General features: G+C 70.4%; 11 protein-coding genes, 1 tRNA gene and 1 pseudogene. 3 read left to right on the top strand and 10 right to left on the bottom strand.

Annotated features, from left to right (window positions below):
• Window positions 1-104: 104 nt before the first annotated feature.
• Window positions 105-1,382: a M6 family metalloprotease domain-containing protein gene (locus ACFQ6X_RS13330; RefSeq protein ID WP_383180484.1), complete on the top strand. Its 1,278-nt coding sequence runs from the start codon at window positions 105-107 to the stop codon at window positions 1,380-1,382.
• Window positions 1,383-1,394: 12 nt separating this feature from the next.
• Here ACFQ6X_RS13330 and ACFQ6X_RS13325 read toward each other — a convergent pair.
• From ACFQ6X_RS13325 to ACFQ6X_RS13285, 9 genes and pseudogenes are all read right to left on the bottom strand, one after another.
• Window positions 1,395-3,157: pseudogene (locus ACFQ6X_RS13325) on the bottom strand (class I adenylate-forming enzyme family protein).
• Between the two features lie 113 nt (window positions 3,158-3,270).
• Window positions 3,271-4,407, bottom strand: coding sequence for a CU044_5270 family protein (locus ACFQ6X_RS13320; protein ID WP_383180482.1), 1,137 nt, complete (start codon window positions 4,405-4,407; stop codon window positions 3,271-3,273).
• Window positions 4,404-5,030, bottom strand: coding sequence for an RNA polymerase sigma factor (locus ACFQ6X_RS13315; RefSeq protein ID WP_383180479.1), 627 nt, complete (start codon window positions 5,028-5,030; stop codon window positions 4,404-4,406). Before ACFQ6X_RS13315 ends, ACFQ6X_RS13320 begins: the two co-directional genes overlap by 4 nt.
• 129 nt (window positions 5,031-5,159) lie before the next feature.
• Window positions 5,160-9,398: an FxSxx-COOH system tetratricopeptide repeat protein gene (gene fxsT, locus ACFQ6X_RS13310; RefSeq protein WP_383180476.1), complete on the bottom strand. Its 4,239-nt coding sequence runs from the start codon at window positions 9,396-9,398 to the stop codon at window positions 5,160-5,162.
• A complete protein-coding gene (locus tag ACFQ6X_RS13305) occupies window positions 9,395-10,759 on the bottom strand; it encodes a TIR-like protein FxsC (RefSeq protein WP_383180473.1) in 1,365 nt (454 codons plus the stop codon). The genes fxsT and ACFQ6X_RS13305 overlap by 4 nt, the downstream gene beginning before the upstream one ends.
• A 172-nt stretch (window positions 10,760-10,931) precedes the next feature.
• Window positions 10,932-12,005 carry an aKG-HExxH-type peptide beta-hydroxylase gene (locus tag ACFQ6X_RS13300; protein ID WP_383180469.1) on the bottom strand — a complete coding sequence of 358 codons (1,074 nt, stop codon included), beginning with the start codon at window positions 12,003-12,005 and terminating at the stop codon, window positions 10,932-10,934.
• Window positions 12,002-13,246 carry an FxsB family cyclophane-forming radical SAM/SPASM peptide maturase gene (locus ACFQ6X_RS13295; protein ID WP_383180466.1) on the bottom strand — a complete coding sequence of 415 codons (1,245 nt, stop codon included), beginning with the start codon at window positions 13,244-13,246 and terminating at the stop codon, window positions 12,002-12,004. The genes ACFQ6X_RS13300 and ACFQ6X_RS13295 overlap by 4 nt, the downstream gene beginning before the upstream one ends.
• Window positions 13,243-13,461: an FxSxx-COOH cyclophane-containing RiPP peptide gene (fxsA, locus tag ACFQ6X_RS13290; RefSeq protein WP_329210061.1), complete on the bottom strand. Its 219-nt coding sequence runs from the start codon at window positions 13,459-13,461 to the stop codon at window positions 13,243-13,245. The genes ACFQ6X_RS13295 and fxsA overlap by 4 nt, the downstream gene beginning before the upstream one ends.
• Window positions 13,462-13,894: 433 nt before the next feature.
• A complete protein-coding gene (locus tag ACFQ6X_RS13285) occupies window positions 13,895-14,476 on the bottom strand; it encodes a hypothetical protein (protein ID WP_383180463.1) in 582 nt (193 codons plus the stop codon).
• A gap of 734 nt (window positions 14,477-15,210) precedes the next feature.
• Between ACFQ6X_RS13285 and ACFQ6X_RS13280 the strand changes: the two genes are divergently transcribed.
• Window positions 15,211-15,283 (top strand) — tRNA-Arg (locus ACFQ6X_RS13280).
• A 330-nt stretch (window positions 15,284-15,613) separates the two neighbouring features.
• Here ACFQ6X_RS13280 and ACFQ6X_RS13275 read toward each other — a convergent pair.
• The gene (locus ACFQ6X_RS13275; protein WP_383180460.1) at window positions 15,614-16,180 is read right to left on the bottom strand and encodes a TetR/AcrR family transcriptional regulator; all 567 of its coding nucleotides are present in this window, start codon (window positions 16,178-16,180) and stop codon (window positions 15,614-15,616) included.
• Window positions 16,181-16,330: 150 nt separating this feature from the next.
• On the opposite strand from ACFQ6X_RS13275, the gene ACFQ6X_RS13270 reads away from it, so the two are divergent.
• Window positions 16,331-17,803, top strand: a complete 1,473-nt coding sequence (locus ACFQ6X_RS13270; protein WP_383180457.1) for an MFS transporter — start codon at window positions 16,331-16,333, stop codon at window positions 17,801-17,803.
• Window positions 17,804-18,038: the final 235 nt, after the last annotated feature.

The raw sequence follows: 18,038 nt of genomic DNA, 5'->3' as shown, positions 1-18,038 counted from the left end.
TCCATCGGCGCACCCAACGAGCGGACCCGCAGGACCCGGCACAGGCTGATCGCCAGAGCGCAGTCAGGGCCGGCCGACTGCCGCGGACCCCCCGAAGGCGCCCTATGCAGCAGCCCCGCCACCGGATACGCAGGTACCGCCGCACCGTCGCCCTCGCCGGAGCAACGGCTCTGGTCATCGCGACAGTGGCGTCGGCGAGCTCCACGCTCCCCGACCCCAGCCGCGCCTCCGCAGGACCGGTGGCCGCGCCCCGGGGGCCAGGCCTCGCACCGTGCCGGATCCCTGCCGGCATGGGCGTGCAGATGTCGGAGGGCATGCCGACACCGCCCGGATACGCGCGCTCCACGGGCGAGATCAAGGCCCTCAACCTGATGATCGACTTCCCGGACGCGGAGGCGACGGAACCGGCCGAGGACCGGCTCGCGGAGTTCTTCCCGCAGACGTCCGACTGGTTCCGCACCAGCTCCTACGGCCGTCTCACGTATGTGCCCGAAGCCCCCGTGAAGGACTGGCTGCGGATGCCCCAGCCGTTCTCGGCGTACGGGATAGAGCGGGGCTCACCGTACGAACCCGGCTACCGCAAGCTCGTCAAGGACCTCGTGAGCACCGCGGACCCGAAGGTGGACTTCTCCGCGTACGACCTGGTCAACGTCCTGGTCACCCCGAACGCCGGCCCCTCGGCGCTGGACACCGTCCTGTCGGTCACCTTCTCCGGCAACGACGACGCCCCGCTCGCCGACGGAGTCCCGCTCGCCAACACGTCCTTCGTCTACAGCCGCCAGGACGACGGGTCGGGCTCGTACGCGGAAACCGGCTACCGAGTCCTGCCCCACGAGAACGGCCATGTCTTCGGGCTGCCCGACCTGTACACGATGGAGGGCGGCGGCTCCGTGGGGCACTGGGACATCATGTCCGAGGACTGGGGCGCCAACAACGACCTCCTGGGCTGGCACAAGTGGAAGCTCGGCTGGCTCGACAACAGCCAGATCAGGTGCGCGGCCATGCCCGGCACCAGCGAACACACCCTTGGCCCGCTCGCCACGACCGGCGGAACCAAGCTGGCCTTCGTGCCGCTGAGCGCCGAGTCCGGTTACGCGGTCGAGGTCCGCACCCCCGCCGGCAACGACGAAGCGGTCTGCAGGCCCGGTGTACTCATCTACAAGGTGAGCTCCGACGTCGACACCGGCCAGGGTCCGGTATCCGTCGCGGACAGCACCGAGGACAGCGGGGGCTGCACCCGGCGGCCCAATGTCCACGCCGAACTCTCCGACGCCCCGTTCGAGCCCGGCGAGGTCTTCACCGACCAGTCCAACGGCATACGCATATCCGTCGTCGCGAAGGACGCCGACGGTAACTACGAGGTCCGGATCACCCGGCCCTGAGAACCGCGGCGCTCAGCCCCCGCTCCTGTGCGCGTGGTCCCTGACCGTCTCCCGGAGCTCCCGCTTGAGGATCTTCCCGGTCGGATTCCGGGCAGCGGTTCGTGGGTCACCAGGACATGGGCAGGAACCTTGAACGCGGCCAGACTCCGGGCCACCTGCGCCCGCAGCTCCTCGGCACCGGCCTCGGCGCCCGGCCGCAGCCGGACGACCGCCGCGACCTCCTCGCCCAGCACCGGGTGCGGGACACCGAGCACCGCCGCGTCCTCGACATCCGGGTGGTCGTGCAACGCCGCCTCGACCTCGACGCAGTACACGTTCTCGCCGCCCCGGATCACCATGTCCTTGATCCGGTCGACCACGGCGACCCGCCCGTCCCGGACCACGGCGAGATCCCCCGTACGGAACCAGCCGCCGCTGAACGCCTCGGCCGTCGCCGCTTCGTCGCGCCAGTAGCCGCGGACCACGGACTGACCGCGCAGCCACAGCTCACCGACCTCGCCCTCCTGCAGCGCTTCCCCCGCCGCACCGGCGATCCGCACCTCGGTGACCGGCGTCGGGGTCCCGACGCTCTCCGGGTGGGCGCGGTACGAAGCTCCGAAGTTGGCCAGCACTCCCCCGCTCGTCTCGGTCAGGCCGTAACCGTTGCGCGGCTCGATCCGCTCACCGTGCCGGGCGGTGAGCTGCGCGACCAGGTCGGGCGGAGCCGCCGCCCCACCCGTGTTCAGCATCAGCAGGCTCTCCAGCCCGTCGCCCGCACGGTCCGCTCCGGCGATCAGCTGGAGCGCGGTGGCCGGCACTCCGGCGTAGTGCGTGACCCCGTGCTCACGGATCAGCCGCAGTGCCTCGTCGGCATCCCACTTGCGCATCAGGACGAGGGTGCCGCCCGCCGCCATCGCCGCGTAGAGGCTGGTGAACGCCGCGACGTGGAAGAACGGGAACGTCATCAGGGTGACCGGAGCCGGTCCCTGCCCGGGGATGATCCCGCGGCCCAGTGCGGAGGCTGCGGCCTGGTAGCGCGGATTGAGAGCGGCACCCGCCTGGGCGAGGTGAGTGGCGACGGCACCCTTGGGCCGCCCCGTGGTGCCGGAGGTGTAGATGATCGTGGCGTCGTCCTCCGGGCGGATCTCCACCTCGGGAGGCGCGGCCAGCGGGTCGGGGGTGGGCAGGTCCGCGTACCGCTCGGCTCTGTCGGGCAGTTCCCCTTCCCCGAGTGCCTCGTCATGGAAGACGACGAAGCGCGCCCCGGTCTTCTCCCCCCATGCCGCCACCTTCGGCAGCTGCTCCCCGTCGACCAGCAGCACCCGCGGCTCGCAGTCGTCGAGGGCGTAGCCGAACTCCCCTTCGGTCCACCATGCGTTGAGCGGTACGGCGACGAGGCCGGCCAGTTGCGCCGCCCAGAACGCGATCTGCCACTCGGGGTGGTTGCGCATCGCGATCACAGCCCGGTCTCCGGGGCGCAGCCCGTACGTCTCGGAGAGCCGTCGCGCGAGCGAGGACGCTCCGGCGAAGAACTCCGCGTACGAACAGGTCCGTTCACCCGCGATCAGGAACGGCTGGTCACCGAAGGCCCAGGTGGTCTCGACGAACTCGCGCAGCGTGCGGGGCCCGTTCGCATAGACGAGGGGGCCGTGCTCGGCGCGGACCACGGCAAAAGGAGCACCGGGTGCGGTCAGTACCGCCTCGGCCCGTGCACGGGCGGCCTGGTCGCGGGCGGCCTGATCGTGGGCGGGAGCGGGAGTGGAACCGGGGGAAGGGGTGGGGTCGGTGTGCGGCACGGTCGACCTCTCCAAGCACTGTCTCAGCAACCCGGCGACGCTATGCCCGCGCCCCGCCCCCGTCAAGAAACAGCAGCCCCCGCCCCCCGACCCTGCTCTGCCTTTCGGCCAGGTCAGACCTTGCCCTTGGCCCCCGGGAGCTCCTTCATCGCGTCGACAACCGCCCGCTCCGTGATCGCCGTGTGCCCGGTCACCGTGCCGGCCTCGACCCCCTCCATGTCGCGCATCTGCACCGTGCGCTCCCCCAGATAGCTGAAGGTCTTCGGGTCGAAGATCCACTCGGTGCGGGCGCCGCCCACCTCATCGGTCCGGGCTATGGCGATCCCGTGCCGTCCCACCGCATCGGTCGTGTCGTCCACCACCACCACGCCAGGGATCTTCGCGGCGGCCCGGTACAGCGCGGATGTCAGCTCCGCCGGCATCACCTGCTCCATCACCAGGTCACCGATCGTGGTGAAGGCCTGCTGGTCGGGGCCGTTGCCCTGCCCCTCCGTCTCCTCGTAGATCTTCTTGAGCAGCTCGTCGGGGTCGGTGGTCAGCGTCTTGAGGTAGTCGTAGCTGGGCGAACCGATGCTCGGCTCCAGGGCCTCCCCCTCGTCGTCCAGAGTCAGCCCGTCCCTGGACGTCGTGCCGTTTCCCGGCTCGATCAGCCAGCCCCTGCGGCCGTCCGGCGACAGCCAGACCTGGCGGGCATGCAGCTTCTGCACATAGGTCTCGTTCTTCCCGGTGTCCACGTTCTCCGACATCGTCAGCCAGGAGACCTGGCTCTTGATGTAGATGAACTGCCCCGGCCCGGGCTCGGGGAGCTTCTCCTTCACAGCGGCCACGGAGATCCGGTCGACCGTGCTGTTCAGCCCTTCGGTCGTGCCCTGCGCGACCTGCACCACCGAAGCGGGAACAGATCCTTCCGGCGCACCGGCGGCTTCGACGGCCCCCTGCCCCGTCAACTGCGCGACTCCGATCGCCCCGGCCAGTACGGCGACCGCAACGGCCGCCCCGATCAGCGCGAGCCGACGACTGCCGGTACGGCGCGGCGGCTCGGAAGAACGCGGCGGGAAAAGGCCCACGGCCTGCGGCTGCGCCTCGGCCGACTTCCGGTCCTGCGCCTGGCGGATCTCGTTCATCAGGTGCTCCTCGAGCGTGGTCAGGCGGTCGCGCGAAAGCACCGGATCGCCCGGCGCCGGCAGCAGCGCCGCCGACTCCACATGGTCGAGCGGCTCCCGGCGCCGCCGCCAAGGGGTGCGATTCATCGGCTTCTCTCCTCGTTCGACCGGACCGCATCGACGCGGCCACCCTGTACTTGTCCGCCCGTCCCGACCGGTTCCCTCTTTCTCCGCAGACGGCGCAACTCCCCGTCCGTGAGCTTGCGCAGCCGGGTTCTCGCCCGCGACAGCCGGGAACGCACCGTGCCCACCGGCACTCCGAGCGCCTCGGCGGCCTCCGCGTAACCGAGCCCGGACCACACGCACAGCGCGAAGACCTCACGCTCGCTCCTGCGCAGCTGCCCCAACGCGGTCTTCGCCGCTGCCAGTTCCTCCGAGTCCGTGATCCGCCCGACCAACTCGTCGGCGAAGTCCGGCAGCACATCCCGCAGGGGCAGTCTGGCCAGCGCCCTCTCGTGCCGCCGGGCGGCGCGCCCCGTGTTGCGCAGCACGTTGACCGCGATCCCCATCAGCCAGGGCCGCGGACTGTCACCTTCGTCCCGCAGCTTCCCGCGCAGCCGCCATGCCTCCAGAAAGGTCAGCGACACGATGTCCTCGGCCGCGTCCCAGTCCCCCGTGGTCCGCACCGCGTGCCGGTAGACGAGCTGGGCATGGTCGCGGAACAGCTCGCGGAACGCCTCCGGGTCCCCCGCGCGGATGCGGGCATGCATCGAGTAGTTCACCTCCTGACTTGTCCGCCCAGGCCCGGCAGTTCCTGTGACGCGCGTCACACATGCCATCGGGTCGGGCGTCCGGGACCAGGAGTGTCCGAGACCGGGCGGGGTCAGGAGCGGACCAGGTCAGGGAGCGGGCGGCTCGATGTCCGAGTCGAGTCTCCCCCACGCCTGCACCGCCAGCGTGGTCGGATGCTCCGCCCCCATCGTCGCAGCGGCCCGCTCCAGGGCGTCCTGGTGCAGGGCCGCCGCCTCGTCCGTCGCCCCGGTCGCCCGCAGGTCCAGCGCCAGGTTCGACGCACAGCCGATCGCGTCGTAGTGATCGGCTGTCAGGATGCGGACGAAGTCGGCGTACGCCTCGCGCTCCAGCACCACCGCCTCCGCCGTCCTGTGGTTGGTGACCAGGTCGGTGGCGTGGTTCATCATGCTGGTCAGCGTGTACGGATTGGCGGCGCCGAGAACCTCCCGGTACTGCTGGAGGGTTCTGCGCGACATGGCCAGCGCCGCATCGCGCGCCCCGGTCAGGCGTAGGTACACGGCCAGGTTGTTCGCGCAGGCCAGTGCGAACGGATGCCGCTCCCCCAACTGGGTGCGGTGCCGGTCGAGGGCGTCCTGCGCGAGCGCCCGCGCCCCCTGCGCGTCCCCGGTGGCCACCAGCGCACAGGCCAGGTTGGTGGCCGCGGAGAGAGTGTCCGGATGGTCGGGGCCGAGCACGCTCATGTACGTGTCGTAGATGTCGGCGCTGAGCGCCCTGGCCGCCTCGTACTGACCGGTGCGGCGCAGCACCGCCGCGAGGTTGCGGGCCGCGCTGAGTGTCTCCGGATGCTTGTCGCCGGTCCGCTCACGGAAGGCCGCCACGGTCTCCTGGAGCAGCTTCAGCGCCTGTTCCGGCGCCCCCGTCTCGCGCAGGTCCCGTGCGTAGTTGCTGGCGGAGGTGAGCGTGTACGGATGGGTGGCGCCGAGTACTTCGCGCCGGGTCTCGTACACGTACCGGTCGAGCTCGCGGGCACCCTGCCGGTCGCCGGACAGGAAGAGGGAGACCGCGAGGTTGTTCGCGGCGCTGAGCGTGCGCGGGGTCCGCAGCCCGTGCACCCGCTGGCTGACCCGGTAGGTCTCCCGGTCGATGTCCCGCGCCTTCGTGTACGCGCCGGTGCTGCGCAGGTCGGCGCCGAGGTTCCCGGCGGCGATCAGGGTGTACTCGTCGTCCTCGCCCAGCGACTCACGGGCCTGCTCCCACACCTCCAGGCCCAGCGCGTGCGCCTCCGCCAGCTTTCCGGCGGACCTCAGCGCATTGGCCTGCTGGCACCGCATGAGGATCACCAGGGAGTCGCCGTCCCCGAAGACGGGAACCCATACGCCCAGGGCCCGTTCGGCCGTTTCCAGGGCGGCGCTGTGATCGGAGCGCCGCCACAGGTAACGGACCGCGTCGACCACCCACCGGCGCACCCGCGCGGACCTGCTGCTGAAGGCCCGCGAAGGGGCCATGTGCGGCAGCAGTGCCGCGTGCCGCCCCCAGGAGGCGGGGTCCTCGGCGTACCCGGGATTGGCCTCGGCGAGAATCGCGTGCACGTGGGCGCGCATCTCGGCCCAGCGTTCGCGCGGCACCTGGGAGCGCAGCACCTCCTGCACCAGCCGGTGCACGCTGATGGTCCGGTCGCCCTGGTCGGTGCGGGCGAGGCCGTAGCGGTTGATGTCGGTGAACAGCCTGCCCATCCGCATCGGATCGTCCAGGCGGTCGTCGTACTGCTCCAGCAGCTCCGCCGTACGGCTGCCGTACAGCGTCCACATCGGGATCGGGTCCGGGCCGAAGAAGGCGCAGATCTCCAGGAGCAGCGCGGCGGCGGGCGTCGCCTCCCGCATCGCGGCGAGCGACAGCAGCCAGGTGGCTGCCGCCGAGCGCGGATAGCTCGTGGGCGGCTCCTGCTCCAGCATCTGCGTCAACTGGGTCTCCAGCAGCCGCAGATACGTCTCCACGGGCATGGCGGACTGCTCCAGCCAGGCCGCCGCCTGCCCGACGGCGAGCGGGAGGTCGCCGAGCGCCTCGGCGACCTGACCGGCCTCGGTGTCCGTCAGGTTCGGGTTCTGCCGCCGGAGCAGTCGCACGGACTCGTCCCGGGTGAAGACATGGACCTCCACCTGGACCGCGAGTGCCACCCAGGCCCGGTTGCGCGACGTCACCAGGACGTGGCCGGGTCCGGCAGGGATCAACGGGGCCAGTTCCTCAGGGCGTTCGGCGTTGTCGTAGACCAGGAGCCAGCGCCGGTAGGGCCGCCCCTGCCGTAACGCCTCCAGTACGGCGGCTGCCGTAGTCGCCACGTCGTCACCCACGGGCAGCCCCAACTCGACTGCCAGCGCGGCCAGTTCCTGGCGTACGAGGCCGGGCTGACCGGCCGCTATCCACCACACGGCGTCGTAGTCGGCGGCGAACCTGTGGGCGTATTCGATGGCGACCTGCGTCTTGCCCACACCGCCGAGACCGAACACGGCCTGCGGCGGCCCGCCCTGGAGCCCGCTCGCCGCGAAGCCGTTGCGCATCTGTTCCAGCGTGCCGGCACGCCCGGTGAAGGAGGGATTGCGCGAAGGCACGTGCCAGACCCGGGGAACGACTCCGGGATAGCGCGGTCCGCTCTCCTCGTCGATGGCTGTCCTGCCGGGGGTCCGGAGGGTGCCCGCCGCGGCGTTGTCCGGCCGGCCCACGGCCGCCAGCAGCGCCTGCTCGGCCTCTTCCTGGTCCCGCTCGACAAGGTCCACGGCCACCAGGCCCGCGAAGGGGGCGGGCAGCGGGGCGTCGTGGACCCGGATGGGGATCAGCATCCTCTGCGAGGCCTCCGGGTCCCGGGAGGACACGGATTTCCACAGCTCGTGGGCGTGCGGCAGCCGGACGAAGTCGGGCGAGAGGAGCACCACGATCCGGCCGGATCCGGCCAGGGCGAGACGTACGTCGGTCATGGTGTCGGCGCCCGCGTGCTCGGCCGAGCCGCTGAGGGCCACCTGGTAGCCGGTCGCGGTGAGCCGGGCGCCGATCCACTCCGCCCACATGCGGTCCGCGGGCGCGTAGCTGAGAAAGATGTCGGAGGGGATGGGCGCCTTGGTCCGCTCGTACGAGGCGAGCAGCGCCCGCCGCATCGTCTCCGGCATCGGGCGCTGCTTGGTGACCCGGCCTCCGGTGATCCGGCCGGTGAGCCGCTCGGACGCGGCCAGCAGGCTGTTGCCCTGGTGAGGCCGGTCGCCGACGGGGGCGGGGATCTCCTCGTACGCGAAGAAGGGACGGTAGGGGATCTCCACATCGCCCCAGTACAGGTCGCGTTCCTCGCGGGTCATGGAGCCGAGGAACGACTGGAACCTGCTGCGGGCTAGGTCCCGGCCGGCCTCGAGCTTGTTCTGCTCGGCGTACTCGACGCGCATCGGGGCGGGCAGGATCCGGATGGGGCGCATCGTGGCCTGGGCCCGCACGGACTCGGCGACAGCTGCGGCACCCTGGATCGACTGGGCGCTCAGGGTGAAGGAGTCGACGACGACGTCGGGCAGCAGGATCGTGCAGATGCCGGCCGTGTCGGACAGTCCCGTACGGCTGTCGATCAGGACGTAGTCGTAGCGTTCGCTCAGCTCGTCGCGGAGGGCCGTGAGGAACTCGGCGCCCCGCAGCTGCGTGTAGAAGTGGTCCCAGTCGAAGGTGGAGACGGCCGCGGAGTATCCGTCGTTCTGGAGACCTGCGGGCAGGAAGTCGAGCCGCCCGTCGTCGGCGAAGTCCATGCGCACCCCGACGATGCAGTCGTCGACATCGGAGTGGTCACGGAACCAGCGGTCCCAGTCGACACGCCCTCCGGGCAGGGGCTCGGGACCGGGCCCGGAGGCCCGCATGGAGTAGTCGCGGATGAGGTCGATGACGCCCTTGGTGGAGCCGAGTTCGGGGTCGACCAGCAGCGGATGGAAGTAGCGGTGGAGTCCCGGCGCCTCCAGGTCCCAGTCGATGATCAGGACGCGCAGGCCGTTACTGGCAAGGATCCAGGCGGTGTTGACGAGAGCCATGGTGCGGCCGACGCCGCCCTTGAACGAGTAGAACGTCACGACGGTGCCGGGTTCGCCGGTGCCTTGCCCACCGATGCCGTACCCGCCGGCGCCGGCCGCTCCCGGCCTCTCCCCTGACCTCTCACCTGGCAGTGCGCCACCCTCCGCCGGGGACCTCGCACCCGGCACCTGGGCACCGCCCGCTCCGGACCCCGCACCGGCCGCCCCCGAAACGGACATGGACTCCGCAGGGGTGCCCACCACCCGCAGGCCTTCCGCACCCCCGAAGGTGTCTCCGTCGTCCCAGCCGCCCGAAGCGTCCCCGCTCGCCGAACCGTCCCAGCCGTCCCTGGTCATCGCCCTGCGCCTCCGTCACCACGAGAGTCGAGCGGCCCGTGCCCGCCGGGCCTGCGAGGCCGGTTCACCGGCCGGTCAGCGGGAGGGCCGACCGGTGGTGTCCCACCGGCCGGCCCGGGAATCCGTGGCGGAGCGCTGCCCGGCCCGCTGCCGGTTCCGCTGCTCGGCCCCCGCAGGATCGGGCGCGCCGACACCGTCCCCTGCTCGCCCGCACCCGGTGCCACAGGGGCATGGCGCTTGCGTATCAGGTTGTTCTGCGCGGAGGACACCATCCGCCCCAGAGCCTGCTTGAAGTCCGTCGCACTGACCCGGACCTGGAACTGCCTGTCCTGTGTGCCGCGCGACGACTTCCGCTCGAAGACCTCGGTCACCCCGCGCCAGAGTTCCCCCCGCTCCCCCTCCTCCCGGGGGTGGCACGGAACGAGGACGCCGGTCGCGGGATGCTCCGTCCGGTCGAAAGCCTCCAGTTGCTCGCGGTACGGCGACACCGGAGCGCTCCACGCGTCCACCAGCAGGATCGACACCTGGTCGTCGCGCCATGCCTGGTTGAGCTGCCGGGTGAGTCCGCTGCGCACCTCCCGGTAGGCGGTGCCGTACCCCTGTGCCGTCACCAGGCGCTGAGCCACCTGGTAGATCGGGTACTCCTCCTGCGGGTGGTACGGATTCCAGTCGAGCCCCGCACGGCCGTAGTACGGGGCGCTCCTGCGCTCCTCGGGCAGCGTGTCCGCGGTGCCGGCGGCCACGAAGAACTGGACGGTACTGCCCGGCCTGGTGGGTGTGGTGCGCGGCGGGAACGACAGGGGTTCCTGTGCCAGCCGGATGCCGTTGGCCACGGGCAGCTTCTCGCGCTCGGCGACGTACAGGACGCGCTGCGCGACGAGCCGTACGGCGTTGCGGTAGTCCTCGCCCGCGGGATCCTTCTGGAGCAGTCGCTGCAGCCCGGCATCGGCGTACCAGGATCCGAAGCCGTCGGTGACGTACTGGATGTGCGCGACCTCGGACGGGATGTCGACGGGGCGCCACAGCACGGGGATCAGCGCCGACGAGCCCTTCTGGGTCCGCGCGAAGTACTGGTTCGCGCGCCGCATCATCACTCCGGCCTCGCGCGAACACCACTCGCTGCGGAAATAGTCGGGCGAGTAGAGCGCCACCATCGAATGGCAGATGCCGAGCACGCTTTCCAGGCGCTCGCTCCAGTGCTCACCGATACGGATCGAGCTGTTGTCCCGGAATCCGACCGGCAACCGGACCGCGCTACCGGCCAGTTCCATGATCTGCGCACATAAGTCGTCGTAGAACCGGCGCACATAAGCGTCCTGGTCATCGGTCCTGGCATAGCTCAGAAAGAAGTACGGCCCCACCGCGCCCCCACGACTCGATCTGCTGAACGCAGGCCCACAGTGCCCCGGCACCAACTGAATACCCTCGGAAACGGCCAGTTATTGCCCGCGGCCACGCAGACTGTGCCCACGGTCACGTTATGGCCAGAACTCGACGGTACACAGTGCCGTTACGGAGTCGGCAGGACGCCGTTCAGCCGATATCTCTGTCCCAGTCGCCGATGGTACGGCTCAGCTCCTCGACGAACTGCTTTCCTTCGTAGTTGAGTTCACCGCTGTCCAGCAGGGTCCGCGCGGCGTCGGCGGTCCGCTCGCGCCAGTGGCGGTACTGGCCGTCGGCGTAACTCCGGGTCAGCGGCCCGGGCCAGTGCCCCCTGCCCCGTTCCACCCGCCAGAAGTCCGACACCCCGAGATGCGCGTACGTTCCCTGAAGCAGGGCGCCCGCAGGGCGCGGATCCGTGCGCCACGGCGCGTGATAGCGCGCCCCCGAGTCCGGCCCGTGCAGCGGTACGAGATCGAGCAGCGCGCCCAGCTGGATGTGCAGGAACTCGTGGACCAGCGCCAGCGCGAGCCGCTCGGCGTCGGCGGGCAGGGACACGCCCACCGCGCCGTATCCGCGGCGCACCACCGAGGACACCGCTGTGCCGTCGGGCTTCGGCAGGAGCGGCACCAGCGTGGACACCCCGGCGCTGACCGCCTCGGCGTGCCAGGGGTGCCGCTCGACGAGCAACTGCCAGGCACCGGACAGCAGTTCCTCCCAACGGCGCACCGTTGCTCCGTCGAGGGGACCCGGCACCGGGTCACCGTGCGCCTCCCGGTACGGGCCGCGGTCATCGATCCGCACGGTGAGGCGGCGCCCCCGCGACTCCACCTGGAGGACCGGGCCGCCCGGATCCAGCAGCCGGGCCAGCCCGCCGGGCGCGGGATCCACCTCGCCGACGCCGGCCTCCGTGTACAGCGCGCGCAGCGCACCGGCCGCCCACAGGTCCAGATAGGGATGGAGGAGCACCGACTCCCACCGCTCCGTGGACTCCTGGCGCAACTCCTCGATCCGGTCGTACGTCTCCGCCAGCCGCATCTGCCGCACCACCCGCGGCGCACGCTCCTCAGCGACCCGGCGCACCGCGCTCAGCAGCAGCCTGCGCTTGCTCAGCTGTCCGGCCCGCAGGACGGCCACGGCGGAGGCGCCACCCCGCCCCCGGGCCAGCGCCAGGAAGGTCTCGCGCGGAATCAGATGCCGGGCAGGCGCGGCCTCGGGCCCCTTCACCTGGCCACCGAACCGGCCGGCCGGCGCTCCCTCAGCCCGGCCAGATCGTGCTCCAGCCTGCGCCGGATGTGCCCGATCAGGGCGGCCATGTCCGCGCAGTAGACCGTGGGATGCGCGAACGGATCACCGGACCCGTGGCTGTACCGGTGGGCGTACAGCCCACCGCCGCAGACCGCCACCAGCGGGCAGGAGGCACAGACGGGCGACAGCTCCGGGCTGCGGAAGGCCGGATGCGCCTCGGCCACGGTGAACGGGTCACGGAACACGTCCAGCGGGGTCGCAGCCGCCCCGTCGTACGACACCTTCAGGCTGTCGGCCAGCTCCAGCGAGCCGTCCGTCTCCACGACGACGAGGTCCAACGGGCCGTTGCCGACCATCTCGCTGCTCGCCCGGCCTCCCAGCAGCAGCATGATCAGTTCCTCGAAGAGCCGGATCCCGGTCTCACGCCGGGGCGCCCCGTACCAGCGGTCGAAGACGGCACACAGCCAGTCGGCGTACGGGGTCGCCCCCGGACCGTCCCACGGTCGGCCTGTCGGACCGTCCTGCAGAACGGGCGGCCTTCCCGGCGGTACGCGCCGCGCATCAAGGCCCGGCGGGGGAACGTCCCATGTGCCGTGCGGCAGCAGGAGATCCATCCGCGGCGGCGAGAACTCGAGCAGCGCCTCGTAGGTCTCCACGGGGTCGGCGTCGAGGTCGATGGTGCACAGCACTCCGCTGTAGAGCTCCCGGTCGGCCCCGTCCCCGAGGATGCGCAGCGCCCGGGCCACGGCCGCGTGACTGCCTCGCCCGTCGGCGAACTTCCTGTACCGGTCATGGCCCGCGGCCGTCCCGTCGAGGCTGACCCCGACGCGCACGCCGTACCGGCGCAGCACTCGCAGCAGCTCCGGATCCTGGCCCAGCAGCACCCCGTTGGTCTGCATCCCCCAGGCGACCTCGCCGGTGCCGTCCAGCGCATCGCGCAGGATCTTCAGCGTCCCGTCGAGATGCCGGTGCCCCACGAGCAGGGGCTCACCGCCGTGCAGAATCACAGAGATCGGCCCATCGGACCGTGCCGCCCCGGTCCCGGCCCCCGGCGGCCTCCGATAGTCGGCGATCCGGGCGGCCACCTGCCGCACCGTGGAATGTTCCATCCGCCGCGCCTTCGTCCGCCAGCTCTGGTCAGCGGCCTCGTAGACGTAACAGTACGTACATGCCAAATTGCACCGCGTATGCAACTTGAGAAGGAACTGGCGGAACGTCATGACCGCTCGCGGGTCCGCTCCCGTTCCCCGGCCGCAGGGTCGAGCGCCGACGTGAACGCGGACACCGGCTCGCTGGAGGGGGTGAGCACTTCTTCCCTGAGCCGCGACACCATGTCGGCGAATACGGTGTCCGGCAGCTCGGCCAGCTCCGCGTCACTCAGCCCGCTGACATCTGCCAGGACCGAGACCAGCGGGGCGGAATTGATTGACTTCATGCTCCCCTGCCATCGCTTTTCGCGCGAGCATATAACAGAGCGTCAGTGATCGTTTACCGGTGCCGACCCACCCCGCGACCTCACCCCCGCACACCCACCACGGACGGCCCAACACCCCTCACCCCAGACCCCGCTGACCAGCCTCGGCCCTGTCGCACACCCATTCAGCAGCCCCTCGGAATCGGCCATGCTCCCGGCGCGGCGGACAACCGGAGCGACGGACCCAAGGACTCTTTTGTGGTTATTTCTTTCGATCCGGTCAAATCATTCGACAGAGGGCGGGACCAAATGGCTTTACGTCCCACGCATTACCGGAAATAGACGGACCCGCCTTTCCTCCCGCACATCCCGCCGCCCCCCGACCCACCCCCACAGACGCGGGCGCGCACAGGAGCGGTCAGCCCCCGACAGACGCGGGCGCGCACAGGAGCGGTCAGCCGTCCAGGCGCTCCCGGCCACTGCCCCCGCAGGAGGAGCAGTCCATTCCGAGACCACACTCCACACACCGCCTGCCGTCCACGAAACCCAGGCCCTCACATGTGCCGCATGTGCCCCAGCCGTCACACATGCGGCACAGCCGGTCTCCGGGCGCCAGCGTCTGCGGCGTGGCTGCGCGCGGCGGACGTGTCCAGCGGCCGTGGAACCACACGGTGGGCGCCTTGCCCCAGACGACCGGACTGCCGGACGGCCGGCGAAAGAGGCCCACCTCGAACCCGTCGCGCCGCGCCTTCGACGAGGGCCCCCCGGGGCCTTCGCCGGCCTCGACGGAACACCAGCCCGCCGCGGCCATGGCTTCGGAGGCCGCCCCAGCAGCACAGGAAGCGCCTGCCAGGGTCATGGTCACCGTGAGCTGCCTGCCCATCGCCCCGCGCGTGGTGCGCCGCTCCTGGATCCGCTCCTCGACCGCCGGCTCCACTCCGGGCGCGAGGGCGGCCACGAGAGCCCTCAGTTCGCTGCGCAACCAGTTCGCCGAACGCTCGAACTCCTCGGCCGCGCCCTCGATTTCCTCGCTCAAGGCCACCCCCGCCTCACTGTCGATGCTCGCGCGTTCCGCCGGATGCGCTGCCGGCGCTCGCGCATGAGGACATCAGCGCGTTCCCGATCGGTCACTATTCCTCGACCCAGTACCGCGCGGGTACGGGGGACCCGCGGACGGCCGCGTTCGACGGCGAGGGACGTCGATCTGACAGAGCGTCACTCGTCGTGCCGAGGAGGCCTCTTGGTGAGACAGCGAGCGCCACGGCGGACGAATCCGACGCGATCGACCTCGGAGTGTGAACCGCCCGCCACGGAGGGGCCCAGCCCAGCGAGCCCGAAGACGCGAAGCTTCCGGGATGCCTGGCCGGCTTCCCGCCGCCCACCCCGACCCTCCAGCCACCCCAGGACCTGAAGATCGCCCGGCCAGGAAGCGCGTGCGATCACCACTCCCCAAGATCGCTTGAACGGCGGCCCCTCGGAGGGGTCAAACCACCCCGGCCGAGCCGCTCGCCACCTACGACCACGTCACGCCAACTCGAAGGAAACAGCAGGTCAGAGCCCTGCGGCCTGCACCCGGCGCCACTAACCCCATACAGAAGCCCTCCACGGCGGCGAATCCGCTAGGCTGTCCCTGGTCGGTCGTTGGTACGTCCCGCCTGTCTGCCCGAGCAAGATCTCATCAGACAGTTCGCCACGCCTGACCAGCGGGCCTGCAAGCCTTGATGAAGATCCATTGCCTGGGTTTTCGGCAAGACTTCCTGCCGGCTCCGCGCCTTCGTAGCTCAGGGGATAGAGCACCGCTCTCCTAAAGCGGGTGTCGCAGGTTCGAATCCTGCCGGGGGCACAAGCGAAAAGACCCCGGACCGATCATGGTCCGGGGTCTTTGACATCCACGTCCGACATCAACGGCGGCGGTCAGTCACGGCCGGGCCGCCTCTTGAGCAGCCTGTCCATGTGGCTGATGGCTTCGCGCACCGCATCAACATCACGGCGGCTGGTCCGTCCGCCTCGTGGACCGCCGGTCACTGCCCACGCCCGCCGCATACAGACCGGGCAGACGTGCCACAACCGCGCCAGGTCGGGCGGGGACTCACGGGGAACTGCGGCCAAGTGCCGCAGCAGCCCGGACCGTGATCTCATCCGTTCGAACTCCACGTGCCCAGTACGGTTGAGGTCACAGCAATCGGTCGACCAGCCCGTCGATGTAGTCAGGGGTGAGCGGGACGATGCCGAACAGGACGCGGATGTACATCGGGGCCAGGATGTGGTCCAGGACATCGAGCGCGTCGGGTGCGGGTTCGCCCCGGTCGCGGGCGCGATCGAGCATGGACTGCAGTTGCCGCATGCGTTCGGTGCGGAGGATGTCGCCGGCCTGCAAGCCCTGCTGACCGGTGCTCGACAGGGCTACGGCCAGATGCAGCACCGCCGGCCCATCGGGTCCGGTGATCTCGCGGGCCACTTGGGCCGCGTAGACACGCAGGTCGCCGGCCACGCTCCCGGTGTCGGGCATCGGTGACTGCGCGTTGAGGCGCGTGAGGGCCACGTCTGTGAGCAGGGTTTCCAGGCTGCCCCACCGGCGGTAGATGCTGCTGTCGGCCACGCCTGCGCGGGCCGCGACCTCACCGACGGTGAAGTTCCCGTAGCCGCGCTCGCTGATCAGGTCGGCGACGGCTCGGTGTACCTGCGCGCCGACTCGGGCGCTGCGCCCGCCAGGCCGCCGGGCTTGCTGTCGCTCGTTCATACCTTCCACCTTAACGCAGCTATCGCTTGCGTTTGTGGGTCGATGCATTCTATGGTCCACCTAACGCAGCCACGGACTGCTTTAGTGCGTGAGTCTATCGCCACCCGCGTCGACCGTGGCCAGGCACAACCAACCACTGAGGGGGATCCGATGTCTGCAGCGCATGCGACCGTAGGCAGTCGATCAAACCGGGCCGTGCTGCTCACGGTGACCTGCCTGGGCCAATTCATGGTCCTGCTCGACAACACGATTGTTGGAGCAGCGCTCCCCGATATGCAGCACCGGCTGCACACGCAACTGACCGGTCTGCAATGGATCGTCGACGCGTACGTACTACTGGTCGCCATGCTGCTGCTGTCCGGCGGTGTCTTCGCCGACCGGTTCGGCCGCAAGCGGGTGTACCTGACCGGCGTCGCGGTGTTCACCGCCGCGTCACTGGTATGCAGCCTCGCGCCCTCGGTCGGCTGGCTGATCGTCGGCCGGGTACTGCAGGGCATCGGGGCCGCAGCGCTGGCCCCTGCCTCACTCGCCCTGCTCGCCGCCGCCTATCCCGTGCCACAGGAACGTATGAAGGCGATCGGGATGTGGGCCGGATTCAGCGGAATCGGTCTGGCCGCGGGCCCCGTGGCCGGCGGCGTGCTGACGGACACCTTCGGCTGGCCCGCCATTTTCCTGGTGAATCTGCCCATCGGGGCGGTCCTGCTTTTGGTCGGCCTGCACCACCTCGGCGAGTCCCGCAATCCGAGCGCCCCCGCGATCGACATCCCGGGCACTGTGCTGTCCGTGCTGGCGGTGGGGGTAGTGACCTACGGGCTGATCGAGGGCGGTGCCCGCGGCTGGACTTCACCGGTCATCCTGGGCAGCTTCGCCGCTGCTGTGATCCTCCTCGCCGCCTTCATCGCAGTCGAATCGCGTCGCTCCGCACCGATGCTGCCCCTGAGCCTGTTCCGGCAGCGCCTGTTCACCGTCTCCAACACCGCCATGACCGTGGTGGGGTTCGCACTCATGGGTTCATCGTTCTTCTTCTCCCAGTTCTTCGTGTACGTCCAGGGCAGTTCGATCCTGCGCGCCGGCCTCCAGACCCTGCCGCTCTCCCTCGCCATGGTGATCGTCAGCCCGTACGCGGGCCGGCTCGCCGCCCGGTACGGCTTCCGAATCGTGGTTACCACCGGCCTGGCCCTGGCCGGCCTGGGACTGCTGGCGCTCGGCATGGTCCACGCCGACACCGGCTACGGGAACGTGTGGTGGCGGCTAGGACTCGCCGGCATCGGCTTCGCCCTGAGCATGTCCCCACTGACGGGTGCCGCTATCCAAACAGTCAGCCCGCAGGAGGGCGGCCTCGCTTCAGGCATCAGCAGCACCACTCGGCAGATCGGCGCGGTGCTCGGCGTGGCGATACTCGGAGCCGTCGTCCGCAGTCGGCAATCGGGCGGCGCCTCCCTCGAGGACGGCCTCAACAGTGCCTTCCTCGCTGCCGGCGCCGTCGCCTTGACCACTGCCGTGTTCACCGGCCTGTGGCTCGCCAGGTCCAAGCCCGCAGAAGGCTTCGCGGTGCCGCGTCGTTCCACCGAACCAGATGCGATCGTCACCTCGAGTCGGGCGTCCGTGGGCAGTTCGAACTAGAGCTACGGATCGGTAGGTGCCCGTGCCACAACCGCGCCAGCTCGGGCGGCGGCTCACGGGGAACTGCGGCTGCGGGCAGGGACCCCAGCCGGCAGCCGCCGAAGTCGGCATCCCGCAGGTCAGACCCCAACTCGCCCCAAATCGCTCCTGAAGCGGGTGTCGCCGGTTCGAATCCTGCCGGGGGCACAAGCGAAAAGGCCACCTAGGAACGTTCCTAGGTGGCCTTTGGGCATCT

Source organism: Streptomyces sp. NPDC056452 (assembly GCF_042796085.1).
Lineage (GTDB): Bacteria > Actinomycetota > Actinomycetes > Streptomycetales > Streptomycetaceae > Streptomyces.
This window is presented reverse-complemented; position numbering and strand designations above follow the sequence as displayed.